Genomic DNA, 20,004 nt, shown 5'->3' on the forward strand with positions numbered 1-20,004 from the left:
GCTGCATTTCTACAATCACCACCGAGCCCACTCCGCCCTCGGAGGCCAACCACCCATCACCCGGCTGACCAACCTCCCCGGACATCACACCTAGGGCGTGTCCCGGAAGTCCCGTCGGGCGGCAGTGGCGGCCGAGGGCCACGGAGACGGCACCGCCGCGACGTCCGAATACGCCCGGTATGAGGACGTCGCGGCGGCACCGTCTCCGGGTCTCTCGCCCGCGCCTGCCACCAGACGAACTTCCGGGACACGCCCTAGTGCGACCGGGCCCAGGCCGCGAGCTGCGCACGGGTCGAGAGGTCCAGCGCGGTCTTCACGTTGTGCACATGGGACTCCACGGTGCGGTGCGAGATGCCCAGCTTGCCCGCGACCTGCGCGTTCGTCAGGCCCTGCGCCACCAGTTCGACGACCATCCGCTGCCGGTCGCTGAGCACTGGATGCCGCACTATCTCCTTGTCCAGCGCCGTTTCCAGGGCGTGCCGCACGTCCATCGCCCGGCCCGCTCCGAGGGCTCGCTGGAATGCCGCCGAGGAAAGGGATTCCCGCGCGAGGTCCAGCGCGGCGGTCATCTTCCGCCGCCACCACGGCTCCCACGGGACGACCCACGTCGTGCGCATCTGCTGGCAGGCGGCCAGAAGCCGCACGCCGAGCTCGTGCCGTCCGGACGCCATCGCGACCAGGCCGCGGCCCTCGACCGACTCCAGCGCGGCCCGCGGGGTGTCCGAAGTGAGACGCGCGCTCTCGGCGAAACGGGCGCCCGCCGTCACCAAGTCCCCGCGCTCCAAAGCGATGCAGCCCGCCGTGTGCACCGCGACGGCCACGACGTCCTGCCGTGCATGGACTCTGAGCACCGGCAACGCGTCGTCGACCAGCGCTGCGGCGGCGTTGGCGTCACCCTGGACGAGCAGCGTCCAGCCGAGGTTCTGGCTGGACACGGCGACACTCACGTGGTTGCCGTTGCGTACGCCGTACTCGATCGATCGACGCAGTGCCGCTGCCGCGTTCGGCACATCGCCCAGACCGTCGTAAGCGCCCGCCAACGTTCGGAAGAGCCGGCACATGATCAGCGCCTGCCCGCCGGACTCCGCCGTCTCGACCGCTTCGAGCGCGTGCCGCACCGCCTCGTCGTGCCGTTCCTCGTGGCTCGCCAGCAGGGACGCGTACTCCAGCGCGAGGATCCGGTAGCGGGCGTCGGCGGGCGACTGGTGCAGCACCTGCATCAGCACCGCGCCGGCCTGGGCGAAGTAACCGCGGTCGAAGCAGACCCTCAGCAGCATCGTGGCGAGCATCAGCCGGCGATCGTCCCGCGATGCGACCAGATGGGCGAACGCGTACGCCACGTTGTCGTACTCCTCGTGCAGCGCCCGCACCTGCTCCGGCGTGAGGATCGACGACGCGACGCCGGGTTCGCCCTTCTCGCAGAGCCACGAGAGGATCCGTTCGGCCGTCACCTCGTGCTCGCCGTGCTCCTCCAGCTGCTCGGCGGCGTAGAGGCGGATGGATTCGAGCATCCGGAAGCGGCCGTCGTTCTCCCGCGCCACCAACGACTTCGCCTGCAACGCCGTGAGCAGCCCGATCACCGGGCCGCCGTGCACGACCTCGGCGATCTCCAGCCCGAACCCGCCGGGCAGCAGCGCGAGCCGCCGGAACAGCTCCTGCTCGTCCGCGGTCAGCAGGTCGTGGCTCCACGCGATGGCCCCGCGCAGGCCGTCCAGCAGGTCGAGCCGGTGGTCGAGGCTGGTCGCGAGCTCCGGCAACGGCACGGAGAGCTTCGCGGCCAGTTCCACCGCGAGCGGCACGCCGTCCAGCCGTGCGCAGATCGCCTCGATCACGTCGGGGTCGCCGCTCGTGCCGGCACGGTCGACGAACAACCTCGCCGCATCGGCCTCCAAGCCCCGCAACGGGTAGACGACCTCGCCGACGGACCTCAACGCCTCCCGGCTGGTCGCCAGGACCTGCACGTGCGGACACCGCGACAGCAGCGCGTCCACCACCGCGCAGCACTCCTCGACGAGGTGCTCGCAGTTGTCGACCAGCAACAGGATCCGCCGGTTGCCGAGCTCCTGCAGCAACGTCGTCCGCAGCGCGACGCCCGCTTGCTGGTACACCCCAACGGCTTCCGCGAACGCCTCCACCACCTGCCCCGGCCGGCTCAGCCTGCCCAGCTCGACGGTGCGGACCTCGGCCCGTCTCGCCCGGCGCGCCAGCTCGACCGCGAGCCGGGTCTTCCCGACCCCGGCCGATCCGACGAGCGTGAGCATCCTGTGCTTGCGCAGCAACAGGAGCAGCTCCGCCAGCTCGCTCGCCCTGCCGACGAACGCGTCGGCGTGAGCGGGCAGCTCGGCGACCACAGTGGACGTACCGGCGGAACGCCTCCGGTAGGCGCGCTGGCGGCACGCGTTCGAGCAGTACCGCGCTCGCGACGGCAGGGGCGCGAACCCCGTGCCACAGCTCGCGCAGACGCCCATCGCAAGAGGGTACGACCGTTTCGGCGTCTCAGTTGGAAAGTGTGTGTAGGTCGACCTGGAGCCTGGTGCCCGACACCAGCTCCGCGAGCTCGATCCGATCCTTCGACCGCGAGAGCCAGCCGCTCCGGATCCGCTGCACCACCTGCGTCTTCGTGACGTCGGCGGCCTCGGCCTCGATCACGACGTCCTCGCCGTTCTCCAGATGGATGACGGCCTTCGTGAACCTCGGTGCGTGCGGCACGAACTCACCGGTGCCGGGCACCGCCGGGTACATCCCGAGCGCGCTGAACACGTACCAGGCCGACATCGTGCCGAGGTCGTCGTTGCCCGTGACGCCCGCGGGGCCGTTGACGAACAACGTCTGCGCGGCCCGCACGACCACGGACGTCTTCTCCGGCTTGCCGATCAGCGCGTACATCCACGGCGCGTGCAGGTCCGGTTCGTTGTTCGGGTTGTAGCGGAACTGGTTGTAGTAGTCGTACGGCCCGACGACCCATTTCTCGCGGACGGTCCGCTTCGGGTCGACGAGCAGGTCGGCGTACGCGAAGAAGTCGTCCAGCCGCGCCTCGGCCGCCGCCTCGCCCCCGAGCGCCGTGACCAGCCCGGTGATGTCGTGCTGGCACAGCCACTGGTACTGCCACGCCGTGCCCTCGTGGAACCCCTCGGGCCCCTGCGGCGTATACGGCGTGAGCCAGGCGCCGTTCCCCAGCTTGGGTCGCGGGAAGCCGGTGAAGCCCCGGTCCGTGACGCTGCTGTCCCAGAGGGTGCGGTGGTTGAGGCCTCGCGCGCGCAGCCGTTCCGCGTCCTCCTCGTGACCCAGCGCGTCGGCCATGATCGCGAGCGTGGCGTCGGCCAGCGCGTACTCCAGGGTCGCCGACGCGCCGTGGTGCGGGTCGGTGTCCTGACCCTTCTTCGGGAAGCGCTTGTCGTACTGGACGAACCCCTTGGCGAGGTAGTTCGGGTTGCCGGACCTGCCCTGGAACCTGCTCGCGGCCGGCGGGACCCCGTCCGCGTTCTGCAGCAACGCCTGGTACACCTGCTCCTCGAACCCGTCGAGGTGGCCGAAGCGCCACAGGTCGACGAGGAACGGCGTGACCGGGTCGCCGGTCATGCAGTTCGTCTCCTGGTTCGCGTACGCCCAGCGCGGCAGCCAGCCGCCCTGCTCGTGGATCGCCAGGACGCTCCGCGCGATGTCCTTGCTCCGCTTGGTGCGGAGCAGCGCGAGGAGCTGGTTGTGCGCGCGATAGGTGTCCCACAGCGAGTAGTACTCGTAGTACGTCCAGCCGTCGGCCTGGTGGACCTGGTTGTCGAAGCCGCGGTACCTGCCGTCCGCGTCGCTGCCGGTCAACGGCTGCAGCAGCACGTGGTAGAGCGCGGTGTAGAAGACCGCGCGCTCGTCCCAGTCCTCAGTCTCGATCTCGATGCAGCCCAGCTCCGCGCGCCACGCTTCCTGGGCCTCGTTGCGCAGGTCGTCGAACGTCTTGCCGTCGGTCTCGGTCTCCAGGTTGTTCGTGGCGCCGCGCTCGTCCACTTGGGACAGTGCGGTCGTGGCCGTGACCGGGCCGGGCTCGAACGTCACCCAGGCACCCCGCAGGCCGGCACCCCCCGCGGACTCCCGCTGCCCCGGCCTGGGTCCCGCCGGACCCCACGTGCCGAACTGCGTGAACGGGCGGTCGAACCTGGTGGTGAAGTACGTGACGTACGGACGGCCGCCGCAGAACGCCTGCGTCTCCACGGTTCCGACGATCGTGCGGTCGTCCACGACCCGGACGGAGCTGGCGCTGACCGGCTCCTTGTCGTTGGCCTGCCCGACGTTGACGAGCAGTGTGCCCTTGACGCCGCCGGGGAACGTGTAGCGCTCGACGCCGGCCCGCGTGGTCGCGGTGCACTCGACGGTGATGTCGCGGTCCAGCCTGACCTTGTAGTAGCCGGGTTTGCCGATCTCGCCGTCGTGCGTGTACGCGCTGGCGTACCGCTTGTGGTCGAAGCTCTGCGGCAGCGCGGTGACCGGGAGGATCGGGACGAGACCGCCCTGCTCCCAGCAGCCCGCGCCGGACAGGAAGAAGTGCCCGAAGCCGCGGATCTGCTGGTCGTCGTAGCGGTAGCCCGCGTAGTGGGAGCCGACCGGGCTCGAGTGCGCCTTGCCGAACGGCAGGGACGCGCCGGGGAACGTGTTGCCCTCGTCCTTCGTGCCGATGAAGGTGTTGACCGACTCGATGGGATCCAGTGCTTCCACGACAGTCACCCTAGATGTGATTCCGGGCCCCGGCGGGTCGGCCGGGTGGTCCGGTCGGGTGGTGAGGGACCGGACCGGGGTGGTACCGCCGCCGCATGCACACCCCGGCCCGGGGGCCTTCTCGCCGGACCGCGCCGCCCCCAGAGCCGACAACGCTGTCCGTCACCAGATCATCGCTGAGCGCACACGGGCAAGGTCAAGACCATGACGATCACTTGTCCGATTCCGGACATCAACACACGTTGTGGCGGGCGCTGAACCGGTGAGGAAACGGTTGACAAGGCCGTAAAGCCGGGGTGAGATACGGCCACTATGACAACGTTGTCCCCCAGCGGGCCCGTAGCCGGTCAGCGCAAGGTACGTCGCGCGACGATGAACGACGTCGCGCGGCTCGCGGGCGTGAGCATCAAGACCGTCTCGCGCGTGGTCAACGACGAGCCGGGCGTGCACCCGTCCACCGCCGAGCGCGTGCTCGCGGCCATCGACCAGCTCGGGTTCCGGCGGAACCTGAGCGCCCGCAACCTGCGCCGGGGCTCGTCCACCGGCACGATCGGGCTGGTGCTGGAGGACGTCGGCAACCCGTTCTACTCCGGCGTGACCCGCGCTGTCGAGGAAATCGCCCGTCTGCGCGGCAGACAGGTGATCTCGGGCTCGTCCGACGAGGATCCCGGGCGTGAGCGCGAGCTGGCGCTGGAGTTCTGCAGCAGACGCGTGGACGGGCTGCTGATCGTGCCCGCCGGCCTGCAGCACAGCTACCTGGTGCCGGAGATGCGCGCCGGGACGCCCGTGGTGTTCCTGGACCGGCCCGCGGGTGACGTCGTGGCCGACACGGTGCTGGTGGACAACATCGGCGGCACCGTCGAGGCGGTCACGCACCTGGCCGCGCACGGGCACCGCCGCATCGCGTTCCTCGGCGACGCGCCGGACATCTTCACCGCCAACGAGCGCCTGCGCGGTTACCGCGAGGGGTGCGTGCGGGCCGGCATCGGGTACCACGAGGAGCTCGTGGCGATGGGGCCGCACGACGAGAGCAGCGTCGCGACCACGTTGCAACGGCTGCAGACCATGCGTGAGCCCGCGACGGCCGTCGTGGCCGGCAACAACCGCATCACCGTGTACGTCCTGCGCGCGCTCGCGGGCGTCGCGGAACGGCCCGCCCTGGTGGGCTTCGACGACTTCGAACTCGCCGACCTGCTGTCGCCGCCGGTGACCGTGATCGCGCACGACGCGAGCGCGCTCGGCAAGGCGGCCACCGATTTGTTGTTCGCCCGCTTGGACGGCGACAACTCACCACCGCGCCGCGTCGTGCTGCCGGTGCGCTTGGTGCCACGAGGATCCGGGGAGGTCCACGCGTGAGTTCTGGTGTTCTCCACCAGCCTGTCAACTTGCCCGCCAACCAGCCGAAGCAGTTCTACCGCGGCGGTGAGGCGATCGCCGCGCTGCGCGGCGGCACGAGCGGCGACTTCGGCCCCGAGGACTGGGTGGCGTCCACGACGACGCTCTACGGCCGCAGCGACGCCGGGTTGACAACGTTGCCGAACGGCGTGCTCCTGCGCGACGCGGTGCAGGCGGACCCGGCGGGATGGCTCGGCGCGGACCACGCGGCGAAGTTCGGCGGCGACACGGCACTGCTGGTCAAGCTGCTCGACGCGGGCCAGCGCCTGCCGGTGCACTGCCACCCGTCGAACGCCTTCGCGTCCTCGCACCTGAACTGCCGCCACGGCAAGACGGAGGCGTGGATCGTCGTCGGCACGACCGGCCCGGACCCGACCGTCTACATCGGATTCCGCGACGACGTGCCGGCCGAGACCGTCACCGAGTGGGTCGCCACGCAGAACACCAAGGCGATGCTCGACGCCCTGAACCCGGTGTGCGTCCGGGCCGGGGACACGGTGTTCGTGCCCGCCGGTGTGCCGCACGCGATCGGCGAGGGCGTCTTCATCGTCGAACTGCAGCAGCCCACGGACTTCTCGGTGACGCTGGAGTGGCAGGGCTTCCTCGCCAACGGCGACATCGGCCACCTCGGCCTCGGGTACGACGTCGCGCTCGACTGCGTCGACCGGCAGGGCTGGAGCGGCAAGCTCGAGGAGCTGGTGCGCCAGACGTCCGAGAAGTGGGCGCCGTCGGTCGATCTCCTCGGCCGCGACGCGGACCCGTTCTTCCAGGCCGACCGTCTGCACGTGGAGGGCTCCTTCGCACTGGAGCCGTCGTTCGCCGTGCTGGTCGTGCTGGAGGGGTCCGGCAAGCTCGGCGAGCAGGAGGTGCGCAAGGGCAGCACCCTCGTCGTGCCGCACGCGGCCGGTGAGCTCGCGCTGTCCGGTGACCTGGTGGCGATCCGCTGCCGACCGCCCGTTCTATCCACTGTGTCGTCGATGGAGGATGTGACCGCGTGAGCCAGCCGTTGCTGGAGGCTCGTGATCTCACGAAGAACTACGGCACCGTGGAAGCTCTCCGCGGTGCCTCGTTCACCGCGTACCCCGGCGAGGTCGTGTCGCTGATCGGCGACAACGGCGCGGGCAAGTCCACCCTGGTGAAGTGCCTGTCCGGGGTGGAGCAGCCGACCAGCGGCACGCTGACGTTCGACGGCGCGCCGCTGCGCCTGAGCTCCCCCAACGACGCCCGGGACCTGGGCATCGAGACGGTGTTCCAGGACCTCGCGGTCGCGCCGGACCTCGACCCGGCCGCGAACATGTTCCTGGGCCGGGAGATCCTCAAGCCCGGCATTCTCGGCCTCCTCGGCGTGCTCGACAAGAAGGCCATGCGCAAGCAGGCCACCGAGCACTTCACCCGGTTCGGCGCGACGCTGCAGAGCATCGACGTGCCGATCGCGTCGTTGTCCGGCGGCCAGCGCCAGTCGGTCGCCGTCGCACGGTCGGTGGCATGGGCGTCGAAGCTCGTGTTCATGGACGAGCCGACGGCCGCACTCGGTGTGGTGCAACGGGAACGCGTGCTGGACGTGATCAAGCGCGTCCGCGACGAGGGCGTCGCCGTCGTGCTGATCTCGCACAACATGCCCGAGGTGCTGTCGGTCTCCGACCGCGTCGAGGTGCTGCGCCTCGGCCGTCGCGTGGCCCGGTTCAAGGCTTCCGAGACCAGCGTGGAAGAGCTCGTCGGGGCGATGACCGGCGCGCTGACCCAGGAGGACGCAGCCTGATGACCAATGAGAAGACAACGTTGTCATCTCTCCTGGACGAGCAGCGCACCCCGTTGCTCAAGCGGCTGACCGGCGCGAACACGCTGTGGATCGGTCTGGTGCTGCTCGTCCTCGTCGCCACGTTCGGCGCGATCCGGCCGGACGCGGTCTTCCAGGTGACCACGCTGCAGTTCCTGCTCGCGGAGACCGCCGTGCTGCTGGTGCTGTCGGTCGGCATGACATTCGTGATCATCACGTCCGGCATCGACCTGTCCGTCGGCTCGGTGCTGGTGTTCGCGAGCGTGTCGTCCGCGATGGCGATGAACGCGGTGTCCGGCGGTGACGCGACGAACGCCGGCTGGGGCGTCATCGGGTTCGGCCTGCTGGTCGCGGTCGTCAGCGGCTCGCTCTGGGGCCTGCTCAACGGCCTGCTGATCTCGCGCGCGAAGATCCCGCCGCTGATCGTGACGCTGGGCTCGTTCGGCGCGGCGCAGGGCGCGGCCCTGTTGCTGAACAACGGTTCCAACGTCTCCGGCATCCCGGACAAGCTCAACACCACCTTTGGTTCCGGCACGTGGTTCGGCATCCCGAACATCGTGATCGTGGCGGCGGTCGTCACCGCCCTCGGCGCGTTGTTGCTGTCCACCACGCGGTTCGGCCGCTACACGTACGCGGTCGGCTCGAACGAGGAGGCGGCGAGGCGCGTGGGCATCTCGGTGCACGGGCACCTGACGAAGGTGTACCTGCTCGCCGGCACGCTGGCGGGCCTCGCGGGGTTCATGGGCAACGCGTTCTTCCGCGTCGCGGTCGTCACCGGCCACGAGACGGACAACCTGAACGCGATCGCCGCCGTCGTCCTGGGCGGGACGAGCATCTTCGGCGGCATGGGGTCGGTGCTGGGCACGGTGTTCGGCGTGTTCATCCCGGCGGTGCTGGAGAAGGGCCTCGTGATCATCGGGGTCAAGGAGTTCTGGCAGCCGATCGCCGTCGCGATCGTGCTGGTGGCCGCCGTGTGGCTGGACCAGACACGGCGTCGGGCGCGCAACCAACGTTAGGAAAGGTGCCGGACCAATGAAGATCCGCTCCGCAGTGGTCGTCTCAGCCGCCTTCCTGCTCGCCGCGTGTGGCGGGGGTGGACAGATCGGTGACTCGAACTCGGGAGACTCGGCCGCGAACAAGAAGCTGGTGCTGATCCCCGGCATCACCGCCGAGCCGTTCTACATCTCGATGCAGTGCGGTTTCGAGGAGGCGGCGAAGGCCGCGGGCTACGAGTTCGACACCCAGGCCCCCGCGAAGTTCGACGCGGCCCAGCAGACCCCGATCGTCACCGGCATCCTCGCGTCGAAGCCGGCCGCGGTCCTCATCGCGCCGACCGACGACAAGGCCATGGCCGGGCCGATGAAGCAGCTCAAGGACGCGGGCATCAAGGTCGTCGAGGTCGACACCAAGCTGCAGGACGCCTCGATCGGCGTGTCCTCGATCTCGTCCGACAACGAGCAGGGCGGCAAGCTCGCGGCCGAGACCCTGAACAAGCTCGCCGCCGGCAAGTCCGGCTCCGTGCTGGTGCTCAACACCAAGGCGGGCACCTCCACGACGGACGCGCGCGCCAAGGGCTTCGAGGACGCCATCAAGGCGTACCCGAACCTCAAGTACATCGGCCAGCAGTACACCGACAACGAGCCCGCCACCGCGGCCTCGAAGGTGACCGCGACCCTGGCCGCGAACCCGGACCTGATCGGCGTGTTCGCGACCAACCTCAACTCCGGTGAGGGCGCGGCGACCGGGCTGCGCAACGCGGGCAAGACCGGCGCGGTGAACCTGGTCGGCTTCGACGCCTCGCCGAACCAGGTCAAGGACCTGCAGGCGGGCACCGTGCAGGCCCTGATCGCGCAGGACCCGGCCACGATCGGCAAGCAGGGCGTCGAGCAGGCGCTGGCCGCGATCGACGGCAAGGAGAACAAGCGCAACATCGAGACCGACCTCGTCGCCATCACGAAGGACGACGCGTCGGCGAACTCGAAGTACTTTTACAAGGAGAAGTGCTGACGGTTCAGCTCGCTGCGGAGGGCCGTTCCCACCTGGGGACGGCCCTCAGTCCGTTCAGGGTCCGATGACGCATGTCATGGCCGTTTGGCCGCGTTGGGCTAAGACCCAAGTCGTACAAGCCGGTCATCCTTCAGCCGATGCTCAGCTCCCCCGAACCCGATGAGCTGTAAGCACATTGGAGGGGGCTCGAATGCTACGAAGGACCACAGCGGCGGCACTCACCGCCGTCACGGCCACATCGCTGCTCGTCGCACCACAGGCGCTGGCAGCACCACCACAACAGATCCAGTGGCAGAAGTGCTTCGACACGCCACCGCCGGGACTTCCGCCGGGCGGCGAACGACTGGAGTGCGGCAGCTTCACCGCGCCGATGGACTGGAACAACCCGCGCAACGGCAAGACCATCACGATCGCGGTCAGCCGGCTCACGCCGAAGAACGGCACGGCGAAGAGCACCGTCTTCACCAACCCCGGCGGTCCGGGCGGCCCAGGGCGCACGATCCCGCTGCTCTACCTCGACCGGCCCAAGCTCAGCGAGAACGCCGAGATCATCGGCATCGACGTGCGCGGCACCGGCGCGAGCAGCAACGTCACGTGCGGCAGCTTCAACGCCGACGGGCAGGCCGATCCGCGTGACCGCGGCAAGGCGAACCTCGACCTGCTCTACGGCAGCATGGAGCTGCTCGCGAAGTTCTGCCAGACCAAGTCCGGCGAGTTCGGCAGGTACGTCTCCACCGACCAGACGGTGAAGGACCTCGACCTGCTGCGCCAGGTGCTCGGCAAGAAGAAGGTCAGCTGGCTCGGGTACTCGGGCGGCAGCTGGATGGGCGCCTACTACGCCACCTACTTCCCCAAGACCCTCGACAAGATCGTGCTGGACTCCAACGTCGACTTCACGTTGCCGTGGCAGCCGATCTTCGACGACTGGGGCATGGCCTTCGAACGCCGGTTCCGCACCGACTTCCTGCCGTGGGTGGCGAAGTACGACGACGTCTACCACCTCGGCAAGACCGGTGAGGAGGTCCGCCAGTCGTACGAACGCACCCGCGCCCAGCTCAACGCGCAGCCGGTCACGCGGCCGGAGGGCGTGTACAACGGCGTGACGCTCGACTTCCTGCTGCGTGGCACGCTCTACAGCAAGGACAGCTTCGCCGACGGTGCGCGGACGTTCGCGGAACTGGCGGGAACGGTGCCCGCGCAGATGAAGGCGCTGGCAAGCTACCCGGACGCCCAGATGGGCACCGCGTACTCGATCCTCTGCAACGACACGCCGTTCCACGGCGGCAGGAAGTACCTGGAGCGCGACGGTGCGCGCGACGGCGCCCGGTGGCCACTGGTCGGGTACACCCAGATCGCCGGCCCGTGCGCGTTCTGGGACCGGCCGAACGTGAAGCTCAGGCAGCCGACCGGGATCGGCGTCGCTCCGACCTTGATGGTGCAGTCGGTGCGCGACCCCGCGACACCGATCGAGCAGGCGCAACGAGCACACCGGAACTTCCAGAACTCCGTGCTGCTCACCGTGGAGGACGAAGGTGACCACGGCATCTACGGATTCGGCAACCCGTGCGTGAACGACGTCGTCGAGCGCTACCTCGTCGACGGCGTCACGCCCACCCAGGACCTGAAGTGCCCCGGCGTTCCGCTGCCCGCTCCGGGCGAGACCAGCGGCACCTCGCTCGCGGACGCACGCAGGCTCGCCACCCAGCTCGGCATGTAGAAGGGGGAAACGCATGTACCGCAAAAGAATCGCAGCAACGCTGACCGCGGTCACGGCCACCTCGCTGCTGATCGCCCCGCAGGCCCAGGCGGCCGGCCTGGCAGACCAGAAGATCACCTGGCAGCAGTGCACCGACGAGCCCGGCTTCGAACGGCTCCAGTGCGGCAGCTTCACCGCGCCGATGGACTGGAACAACCCGCGCAACGGCAAGACCATCACGATCGCCGTGAGCCGCACGGTGCCGGTGAACGGCAAGGCGAAGACCGCGGTCTTCACCAACCCCGGCGGTCCCGGTGGCGAAGGCCGCACACTGCCGCTGGTCTACCTCAACCGGCCGAAGCTCAGCGAGAACGCCGAGATCTACGGCATCGACGTGCGCGGCACGGGCGCCAGCAGCAACGTCACCTGCGGCCTGTACGACACGCTCGGCTCGACGGACCCGCGCGACCGCAGCAAGGCCAACCTCGACCTGATCTACAGCGGCATGGAGCTGCAGGCCGAGTTCTGCCAGACCAAGTCCGGCGAGCTCGGCAGGTACGTCACCACCGACCAGACCGTGAAGGACCTCGACCTGCTGCGCCAGGTGCTGGGGCGCAAGAAGGTCGACTGGCTCGGTTACTCCGGCGGCAGCTGGATGGGCGCCTACTACGCGACGTACTTCCCCAAGACGCTCGACAAGATCGTGCTGGACTCGAACACCGAGTTCACCGCGCCGTGGCAGACGGTCTTCGGCGACTTCGGCATGGGCTTCGAGCGGCGCTTTCGCGTCGACTTCGCGCCGTGGGTCGCCCAGCACGACGACGTCTACCACCTCGGCGAGACCGGTGAAGAGGTGCGGCAGAGCTACGAGCGGACACGTGCGAAGCTCGCCGAGCAGCCCGTCACGCTGCCCGACGGCACGTACTACCCGGTCACGCTGGACCTGGTGCTCGTCCAGGGCCAGTACAGCAAGTACGCGTTCGACGGCGCCGCACGCAAGCTCGCCGAGCTGGCCGGCACGCTGCCGGCGCCGCTGACAGCGCAGGCCAGCTACCCGGACGCGCAGAACGCCACGCTGCACTCGATCGTCTGCAACGACACGAAGTTCCGCGGCGACCGGAAGTTCCTGGAACGCGACGCGGCCCGCGACGGCGCGAAGTGGCCGCTGCTGGGCTACTACCAGATCATGGGCCCCTGCGCGTACTGGGACCGCCCGGACGTCACCCTCAAGCGCCCCAACGGAATCGGCGTCACGCCGACGCTGATGGTGCAGTCCGAGCGCGACGCGCCGACGCCGATCGAGGGTGCACGCAAGGCGCACGCCGGGTTCGCCGGGTCGAAGATGCTGACCGTGAAGGACGAGGGTGACCACGGCATCTACGGGTTCGACAACGCCTGCGTGAACGACGTCGTCGAGCGCTACCTCGTCGACCGCGTCACTCCCTCGAAGGACCTGTCCTGCCCCGGTGTGCCGCTGCCCGAACCAGGTCAGCAGCAGGCCGGTCCGCTGGAGCAGGCACGCACGCTCGCGACCCGGTTGGGCTGGTGACGTGATGAGGAAGCACCTCGCGGCAGTGGCCGCCGCAACCGTGGTCACCACCCTGCTCGTGGCACCGCAGGCTTCAGCGAGCGCGTCGTTCGTGGACCAGCGGATCGCGTGGGAGCCGTGCTCCAGCGAACCGGGCTTCGAACGGCTCCAGTGCGGCTGGTTCACCGCGCCGATGGACTGGGACAACCCGCGCAACGGCAAGACCATCACCATCGCGATCAGCCGCACGGTGCCGGTGGACGGCAAGGCGAAGACCACCGTCTTCACCAACCCCGGCGGACCGGGCGGCGCCGGCCGCACGTTGCCGATGATCTACCTGAACCGGCCCAAGCTCAGCGACAACGCCGAGATCTACGGCATCGACGTGCGCGGCACCGGTGGCAGCGACAACGTCACCTGCGGCAACTACCAGCACCGGCTCGCCACCGACTGGCGTGACCGCAGCAAGGCGAACCTCGACCTGATCTACGGCGGCATGGAGCTGCAGGCCAAGTTCTGCCAGACCAAGTCCGGTGAGCTCGGCCGGTACATCACCACCGAACAGACAGTCCGCGACCTCGACCTGCTGCGCCAGGTGCTCGGCAAGAAGAAGGTCAGCTGGATCGGCTACTCCGGCGGCAGCTGGATGGGCGCCTACTACGCCACCTACTTCCCGAAGACGCTCGACAAGGTCGTCCTCGACTCGAACACCGAGTTCACGGAGTCGTGGCAGAAGGTCTTCGACAACCTGCCGCCCGGAGCCGAGCTCCGGTTCCGCACCGACTTCCTGCCGTGGGTCGCGAAGTACGACTCCGTGTTCGGGCTCGGCAGGACCGCGGAGGAGGTGCGGCAGAAGTACGAGTCCACGCGGGCACGGCTGGCCGAACAGCCCGTCACGCTCCCGGACGGCACCGTCGTCACGCCGGTGCTGCTGGACGCCCTGATCTTCACCGGGCTGTACAGCAAGGGCTCGTTCGAGGGCACGGCGCAGCTGTTCGCGTACCTCGCTCAGCCCGGCGCGCTGACCACGGCGGCCCCGAAGCACTACCCGGACTCGTTGATGGGCACGCAGATGTCGATCCTGTGCAACGACACCCCGTTCCGCGGGGACCGGAAGTCGCTGGAACGCGAGGGGAACGCGAGCGTGAAGAAGTACTCGCTCGTCGGCGGCTACCAGATCACCGGGCCGTGCGCCTGGTGGGACCGGCCGGACGTGAACCTCAAGCGCCCCAACGGCAAGGGCATGGACTCCGCGCTGATGGTGCAGTCGGTGCGCGACCCCGCGACGCCTCTCGCAGGCGCGCAACGGGCGCACGCCAAGTTCGCCAACTCGCGCATGCTGACCGTCGAGGACGAGGGTGACCACGGCCTCTACGGGTTCGGCAACGAGTGCGTCGGCGACGTGGTGGAGAGCTACCTCGTCGACGGCGTGGTGCCGGCGAAGGACCTGAGCTGTCCCGGCGTGCCGCTGCCGGCACCCGGCGAGAGCACGGCCAACCCGCTCGTCGAGGCGGCGGAGCTGGCGGCTCAGCTCGGCTGGTGAACCTCCAGCACCGCCTGGGAGAACGTCGTGTACCAGGAGCTTTCGGTGAACGCCGGACCGGTCTCCTCGCCGAGGTAGAGGTCGATGTGCCTCTCCCCGCCGAGGCCCGGCGTGAACTCGTCGGTGATCTCCCACGACGAGGACGCGAGCTTCTGGCACACGGCGGCGTCGACGTTGCCGCCCTCGGGGGTCTGTCCACACGAGACGAGCTTGATCCGTGAGCCCGTCCTCACCCCGTCGGCGGCAGCGGAGACGAAGGGCCTCAACGGCTTGCCGAACGAGTCACGCGGCTCGGTGTCGAGCCAGTAGCCCTTGTCGTAGGACCAGTTGAGGTACCGGCCGTCCGCCGTGCGGCCGGTACCCTCGTCCTTCACCGCCTTCGCGAACGACTGCGGGAACGTGCCGAGCACGTCGTTCCCGTTCTCGCAGTCGATGACCGGGCACCCCCGCACGGGTGCGGCCAGTCCACTGTGGAACGACTCGACGGCCGTGTAGTAGACGGTGACCTCCCAGCCCTCGTCCGTGGACGGCTCGGGCTGGGGCGCACCGGGAGCCGAACATCCGGCCAGCGCCACCACCAGCGCCCACGCCCAGCGCACAACGACCTCCTGGTCGGCCGGGAGATCCCGCAGAGATCTCCCGGCCTCGTTCGGGATCAGCCGGCCATCACGGTGCCGACGGACACGAACTGGTAGCCCGCGCCCTTCAGCCCCGAGACGGTCTGCTGCAGGTACCCGGTACCGAGGTACGGGTGGTAGAAGAAGCTCGCGACACCATCATCGACCACCTTGAGCTGGTTCGCCGTCTTGACCAGGTCGGCCGGCAGGCGGGCGGGGTGGTTGTTGAACGGCTCGGGCTCGACGTTGCCCACCGCCTCCGGCGCCACCACGGAGCCGTAGACGTCGCGGACCAGGTACGGGAAGTACTGGCCGTAGATCTTGTCGTACTGCGGCGTGCCGGTGCCGCACGCGCCACCGGGGCAGTACCCGCCGAAGTACAGGCCGCGGTCGTAGCGTTTGCCGAAGTTCTGCTGGATGACCTGGTAGTCCACCGCGGACGCGGCGTAGTGCGGCGGCTCGAAGATGGCGGGCTTCGCGAACCCGGCCAGCGCGAACGCCGTCGTCGCCGAGTTGATCCGGCCCTGCATCCACGCCGCCGAGTCACCGGGGACCGGTCCGTCGTAGATCACGCTGTCGTTCTCGTTGACGTGGGCCATGTAGAACTCGAAGTCGTTGCCGCTGCGGCCGTCGTACGGGTTGACGGTCTTCCCGAACTGGTGCGTGTAGCCGTGCATCAGGATCGTGCCGCCGCGCTGGACCATGTACCGCAACGCACTCATGACCTGTGGCTTCTGCACCAGGTTCGCTGCCTCCGGCACACCGTTGTTGTCGGCGCCCAGCGGGTTCTCGTAGCGCGGGTAGACCGCGATGGTGAACGGCACGTTCTGCGACTTGAGGTAGTCGGCGATCGCGCGCAGCTCGTTCGGGTCGGCGTCGGGGCCGACGTCCTCGATGCGCACCAGTGCCCGCTTGCGGTCGGCCATCGCCGGGTTCGAGACCTTGCTGATCAGGTCCGCCGCGGCCAGGTAGCGGTCGCCGTGGTCGACGTAGCTGAACGGGATCTCGCCGATGTAGGTCAGGTTCCTGGCCTTGGTGGCCCAGTTGATCGGGCCGGCGGCCGACCCGGTCGCGATCGCCGGTGCCGACGCGATCGCCGGGTCGGTGATCGAGGTGATCATCAGGCCGGACGGGGCGGCGAGCGGGTTGCGGCCGAGGTCTGTGTTCTCGTACCGGACCGTGTTCGCGGCGCCGAAGTCGTACTGGACCCAGTTCCAGCCGTAGGTCGTGGCGAAGCTGGGCGCGCGGGCGGTGAGCTGCCAGATGTTGCTCGCCATCCACAGGACCGGCTTGCTGCCCGCCAGCACGTCGTCGAGGAACGCGACCGGGATCGGCTCGTCGTAGGTCGAGCCGATGTAGATCACGCCGGTGTAGCCGGACATCTCACCGGCCAGGTAGGACCCGACCGGGTGCATGACGTACGGGCTGCCGTGCGAGACGAGGTTGCCCGTCTGCACCGCGTACGCCTCGCCGAGCCAGCTCCACGCTCCGGTGCTGTCGTAGAGCACCAACGTCTTCTGCGTCGACTTCGCGCCGGGCGCTCCCCCGCCGTTCGTACCGGTCGCCGCCGCGGCCAGCGCCTGCGTGCCCACGGCGGACGACACCGCGGTGGGCTGCGTCGTGCGCTTCGCGATGCGCGTGCTCGTCGCCGCGGGCTTGGTCTGCGGCTTGGGCGGCGCCGGCAGCGCGTTCTCGACGAGCTCGCCGACCGGGTCCAGGTCGAGCGGGACGGGCGCCGCCTGAGCGGGCGCCGGGATCATCGCGACCGCGAGCGCCACTCCTGCCGCGGCCTTGAAAAGTCGGCTTCTCATGCCACATCAACCTCTCCGGACAGGCGCACGGTGGCGCTGCCCGCGTACGGGGCGAACTCAGCGGGTCGCTGCTGCTGCAGGCCCAGCAGCCAGGCCAGTGCCTGTTCGGTGCGCACGGAGGCGAGCCCGTCGCCGAACGGGTTGCCGTCGGCGGTCATGGCCTCCCGCGCGGAGGGGTTGTCGAGCAGCTGGAGCGTCAGCGCCGTGATGCGCTCGCGGTCGGTGCCGACGAGGACGGCACAGCCGGAGTTGACGGCCTCCATGCGCTCGGTCACGTCGCGCAGCACCAGCGCCGGGACGCCGAACGACGGCGCCTCCTCCTGGATGCCGCCCGAGTCGGACAGCACCAGCGTGCACTGGGCGAGCAGCCTGGCCATCTGCGCGTACGGCAGCGGGTCGGTGATCGTGACACGGGGGACGCCGCCGAGCACGTCCAGCACCTGCCGGCGCACGGCGGGGTTCGGGTGGGCGGGGAGCACGACCTCGACGTCGGGCCGGGACGTCACGATGTCCGCGACGGCGTGCAGCACGTGGTCGAGGGGCTCGCCCCACGACTCGCGGCGGTGCGCGGTGACGAGCACGAGCCGCGACTGTCCGCTGTGGACCCGGTTCTCGATCTCCTGCAGCCTGCCGTCGCCGTAGGGCGCGCGGCGGGCGGCGACGTCGAGCACGGCGTCCACGACGGTGTTGCCGATCGTCAGGACGTTGTTGCCCTGCAACGACTCCGCGGCGAGGTGCGCGGCCGAGTCGGCGGTCGGGGCGAGGTGCAGCGACGCGAGCTGGCCGACCATCTTGCGGTTCCCCTCCTCGGGGAACGGCGAGGTGAGGTCGTGCGAGCGCAGGCCGGCCTCGAGGTGCACGACGGGGATCTGCCGCCAGAACGCGGCGAGCGCGCCCGCGAGCGTCGTCGTCGTGTCGCCTTGCACGAGCACCGCGCCCGGCGCGCGTTCGGTGAAGAGCCGGTCGAGCTCCTCGATCAGCTGGCTGGTCAGCTCGGCCTGGCCACCCGTGACGCGGTTCAGCTTGAGTCTGACGTCGGCCGCGAAGCCGAACGACTCCAGCGCCTGGTCGACCATCTCCGGGTGCTGACCGGAGTTCACGAGCACGGGCCGGATACGACCGCAGGCGAACATGGCGGCGGCAACGGGTGCCATCTTCACGGCTTCCGGGCGCGTTCCCGCGACCAGGAAAACCTCGGGAACCTCACCCCGAGAGAACTGACGAGGGCCGGGCACCAGGGCACTTAGTCCCATCTTCTACCTCTTTGGACGTCTAGGCACGCGCGGCGAACGTGCGCCTTCAGCGCGGTGGATGAGCACCGCTGACAATCAATTGGCACCCCGCCTCGCGAAGGTACCGCCATATCGGTGATCGACTTTGCGAACCTCGTGTAACAAAGGTCCATTCGTCCCCGATATGGCCGGTTGACGCTCTCCCGCGTCAGCCCCTAGTCTCGCCTCGAACACCAGCTCCTGGCCCTGCTGTCTGGTATTTCGTACCGGCCCAGCGCTTCGTTACCGGGAGCAGCAATGACCCGACTTCACACGAGAATCCCTGTTGTTGCCAACGCAACCGCTTTTGTAGACAGGTTTGTGTCATGACGGACACGACACAATTCGCGACGTTCATGCTCGTTCTGCTGGTGTTTTGGCCCAGTTACAACCTGGTGCTCGCACTGTTCGTCTGGTGGCGCCCGAAACCGGGCGGACCGGAGGTTCCGTCACGGCATCCGCTGCAGTACTGGATCATCATTCCGGCATTGAACGAGGAACGTGTCGTAGCCAACACGGTGCGCTCCGCACTCGCATTGGACGGTGCGCGCACACCCGTTCAAGTGGTCGTCGTCGACGACGGCTCCGACGACCGCACCCCGCACGTGCTGGCCGAGATCGACGACCACCGGCTGCACGTGCTCCGACGCGTCCCGCCGGAAGCCCGCAAGGGCAAGGGCGAGGCGCTGAACCACGCATTCGCCTACATCCGCGGCATCGCGGAGGAGGCCGGCACGGTCCACCGCACGATCGTCGGCGTGATCGACGGCGACGGCCGCGGTGAGCCCGGCATGCTGTCCGAGATCTCCGCGTACTTCGCGCACCGCGGAGTGGGCGCCGTGCAGTGCCGTGTCCGGATTCACAACCGCACCAACCTGCTGGCGTTCCTGCAGGACCTGGAGTTCAGCTGCGTGGTGGACGCATCGCAGTCGCTGCGGGACGTCCTGGGCACGGTCGGGCTCGGCGGCAACGGCCAGTTCGTGCGTCTCAAGACGTTGATGGGCCTCGGCGACGCGCCGTGGTCGGCGTGCCTGGTCGAGGACCTGGAACTGGGCCTGCGCGTCCACCTGACCGGCCAGAGGATCCGGTACGCCACACACGCGACGATCACCCAGCAGGGCCTCGTCGACGTGCAACGGCTGCTGCGCCAGCGCACCCGCTGGGGCCAGGGCAACCTGCAGTGCCTCAGCTACGTGCCGAAGCTCGTGCGGGCCAGGCACGTGGGGTCCTTCGCGCTGATGGAGTTCCTGCAGTACCTGCTGACGCCGTGGCTGGTCGCGCCGATGACGTTGCTCATCACCGCGTTGGTGGGCTTCGGCTTCTACGCCCAGTTCGCCGGGCACGAGATCGCCGGCTTCACCACGGACGGCGCGAACGTGGCGCTGGCGTTCGGGATCTGGCTGGTGGCGCTGGTGCTGCCCGGCCTGATCTGGGGTGTCGTGCACCGGCTCAAGCACGGTGACGAACCGCTGTGGAGATGCCTGCTGGTCGGGCTGGCCTATCCGCTGTTCCTGATCCTGGGCTCGGTCTCCACGTTGCGCGCGCTGTACCGGCACTTCGCCGGGCGCAACACGTGGGCGAAGACGGAACGCCTCGCGGAGAAGGAAGTTCCGGTGGTGGCGGTGCAGCCGATGCCGAAGATCGCTTAGGAGTTC

14 protein-coding genes are annotated in these 20,004 nt (G+C 69.1%); 9 read left to right on the top strand and 5 right to left on the bottom strand.

All coding sequences use genetic code 11. The annotated features are described in order from the left end of the window. Window positions 1-254 precede the first annotated feature (254 nt). Both ACWF7A_RS25505 and ACWF7A_RS25510 read right to left on the bottom strand, forming a co-directional pair. On the bottom strand, window positions 255-2,468 hold the full coding sequence (locus tag ACWF7A_RS25505; RefSeq protein ID WP_452253006.1) for a helix-turn-helix transcriptional regulator: 2,214 nt from the start codon (window positions 2,466-2,468) through the stop codon (window positions 255-257). A gap of 28 nt (window positions 2,469-2,496) precedes the next feature. After that, window positions 2,497-4,704: a GH92 family glycosyl hydrolase gene (locus ACWF7A_RS25510; RefSeq protein WP_452253007.1), complete on the bottom strand. Its 2,208-nt coding sequence runs from the start codon at window positions 4,702-4,704 to the stop codon at window positions 2,497-2,499. A 372-nt stretch (window positions 4,705-5,076) separates the two neighbouring features. On the opposite strand from ACWF7A_RS25510, the gene ACWF7A_RS25515 reads away from it, so the two are divergent. The 8 genes from ACWF7A_RS25515 to ACWF7A_RS25550 all read left to right on the top strand — a co-directional run bounded on the left by ACWF7A_RS25515 (window position 5,077) and on the right by ACWF7A_RS25550 (window position 14,650). Continuing rightward, window positions 5,077-6,060 carry a LacI family DNA-binding transcriptional regulator gene (locus tag ACWF7A_RS25515; protein ID WP_452253008.1) on the top strand — a complete coding sequence of 328 codons (984 nt, stop codon included), beginning with the start codon at window positions 5,077-5,079 and terminating at the stop codon, window positions 6,058-6,060. Window positions 6,061-6,089: 29 nt separating this feature from the next. Next, window positions 6,090-7,097 (top strand): class I mannose-6-phosphate isomerase, encoded by a 1,008-nt coding sequence (locus ACWF7A_RS25520; RefSeq protein WP_452253009.1) that lies wholly within the window; start codon window positions 6,090-6,092, stop codon window positions 7,095-7,097. Continuing rightward, on the top strand, window positions 7,094-7,858 hold the full coding sequence (locus ACWF7A_RS25525) for an ATP-binding cassette domain-containing protein (protein WP_452253010.1): 765 nt from the start codon (window positions 7,094-7,096) through the stop codon (window positions 7,856-7,858). Before ACWF7A_RS25520 ends, ACWF7A_RS25525 begins: the two co-directional genes overlap by 4 nt. Next, entirely contained in the window at window positions 7,858-8,892 is a 1,035-nt protein-coding gene (locus tag ACWF7A_RS25530; protein WP_452253011.1) for an ABC transporter permease, read from the top strand. Before ACWF7A_RS25525 ends, ACWF7A_RS25530 begins: the two co-directional genes overlap by 1 nt. A gap of 16 nt (window positions 8,893-8,908) precedes the next feature. After that, complete coding sequence (locus ACWF7A_RS25535; RefSeq protein WP_452253012.1) at window positions 8,909-9,883, top strand: ABC transporter substrate-binding protein; 975 nt, start codon at window positions 8,909-8,911, stop codon at window positions 9,881-9,883. Window positions 9,884-10,073: 190 nt separating this feature from the next. Then, window positions 10,074-11,600 carry an alpha/beta hydrolase gene (locus ACWF7A_RS25540; protein WP_452253013.1) on the top strand — a complete coding sequence of 509 codons (1,527 nt, stop codon included), beginning with the start codon at window positions 10,074-10,076 and terminating at the stop codon, window positions 11,598-11,600. Between the two features lie 13 nt (window positions 11,601-11,613). Then, a complete protein-coding gene (locus tag ACWF7A_RS25545) occupies window positions 11,614-13,128 on the top strand; it encodes an alpha/beta hydrolase (protein ID WP_452253014.1) in 1,515 nt (504 codons plus the stop codon). Window positions 13,129-13,132: 4 nt separating this feature from the next. Next, window positions 13,133-14,650 (top strand): alpha/beta hydrolase, encoded by a 1,518-nt coding sequence (locus ACWF7A_RS25550; RefSeq protein ID WP_452253015.1) that lies wholly within the window; start codon window positions 13,133-13,135, stop codon window positions 14,648-14,650. Here ACWF7A_RS25550 and ACWF7A_RS25555 read toward each other — a convergent pair. From ACWF7A_RS25555 to wecB, 3 genes are read right to left on the bottom strand one after another with little or no spacing between them, the layout of a single operon-like run. Beyond that, window positions 14,635-15,249 carry a hypothetical protein gene (locus tag ACWF7A_RS25555; RefSeq protein ID WP_452253016.1) on the bottom strand — a complete coding sequence of 205 codons (615 nt, stop codon included), beginning with the start codon at window positions 15,247-15,249 and terminating at the stop codon, window positions 14,635-14,637. The genes ACWF7A_RS25550 and ACWF7A_RS25555 overlap by 16 nt on opposite strands. A 56-nt stretch (window positions 15,250-15,305) precedes the next feature. Next, window positions 15,306-17,078 (bottom strand): DUF2334 domain-containing protein, encoded by a 1,773-nt coding sequence (locus ACWF7A_RS25560; protein WP_452253017.1) that lies wholly within the window; start codon window positions 17,076-17,078, stop codon window positions 15,306-15,308. Beyond that, on the bottom strand, window positions 17,075-18,331 hold the full coding sequence (gene wecB / locus ACWF7A_RS25565; RefSeq protein WP_452253018.1) for a non-hydrolyzing UDP-N-acetylglucosamine 2-epimerase: 1,257 nt from the start codon (window positions 18,329-18,331) through the stop codon (window positions 17,075-17,077). Before wecB ends, ACWF7A_RS25560 begins: the two co-directional genes overlap by 4 nt. Before the next feature lie 344 nt (window positions 18,332-18,675). Here wecB and ACWF7A_RS25570 point away from each other — a divergent pair, with 344 nt between their 5' ends. Further along, window positions 18,676-19,998 carry a glycosyltransferase family 2 protein gene (locus ACWF7A_RS25570; RefSeq protein ID WP_452253019.1) on the top strand — a complete coding sequence of 441 codons (1,323 nt, stop codon included), beginning with the start codon at window positions 18,676-18,678 and terminating at the stop codon, window positions 19,996-19,998. Window positions 19,999-20,004: the final 6 nt, after the last annotated feature.

It is taken from the genome of Lentzea sp. NPDC055074, assembly GCF_053608005.1.

What these genes read in the sequence shown, in the direction of transcription:
- ACWF7A_RS25505 (WP_452253006.1), bottom strand. Translation starts at nt 2,468, where the DNA reads ATGGGCGTCTGCGCGAGCTGTGGCACGGGGTTCGCGCCCCTGCCGTCG.
- ACWF7A_RS25515 (WP_452253008.1), top strand. Translation starts at nt 5,077, where the DNA reads ATGAACGACGTCGCGCGGCTCGCGGGCGTGAGCATCAAGACCGTCTCG.
- ACWF7A_RS25530 (WP_452253011.1), top strand. Translation starts at nt 7,858, where the DNA reads ATGACCAATGAGAAGACAACGTTGTCATCTCTCCTGGACGAGCAGCGC.
- ACWF7A_RS25535 (WP_452253012.1), top strand. Translation starts at nt 8,909, where the DNA reads ATGAAGATCCGCTCCGCAGTGGTCGTCTCAGCCGCCTTCCTGCTCGCC.
- ACWF7A_RS25540 (WP_452253013.1), top strand. Translation starts at nt 10,074, where the DNA reads ATGCTACGAAGGACCACAGCGGCGGCACTCACCGCCGTCACGGCCACA.
- ACWF7A_RS25545 (WP_452253014.1), top strand. Translation starts at nt 11,614, where the DNA reads ATGTACCGCAAAAGAATCGCAGCAACGCTGACCGCGGTCACGGCCACC.
- ACWF7A_RS25550 (WP_452253015.1), top strand. Translation starts at nt 13,133, where the DNA reads ATGAGGAAGCACCTCGCGGCAGTGGCCGCCGCAACCGTGGTCACCACC.
- ACWF7A_RS25560 (WP_452253017.1), bottom strand. Translation starts at nt 17,078, where the DNA reads ATGAGAAGCCGACTTTTCAAGGCCGCGGCAGGAGTGGCGCTCGCGGTC.
- wecB (WP_452253018.1), bottom strand. Translation starts at nt 18,331, where the DNA reads ATGGGACTAAGTGCCCTGGTGCCCGGCCCTCGTCAGTTCTCTCGGGGT.
- ACWF7A_RS25570 (WP_452253019.1), top strand. Translation starts at nt 18,676, where the DNA reads ATGACGGACACGACACAATTCGCGACGTTCATGCTCGTTCTGCTGGTG.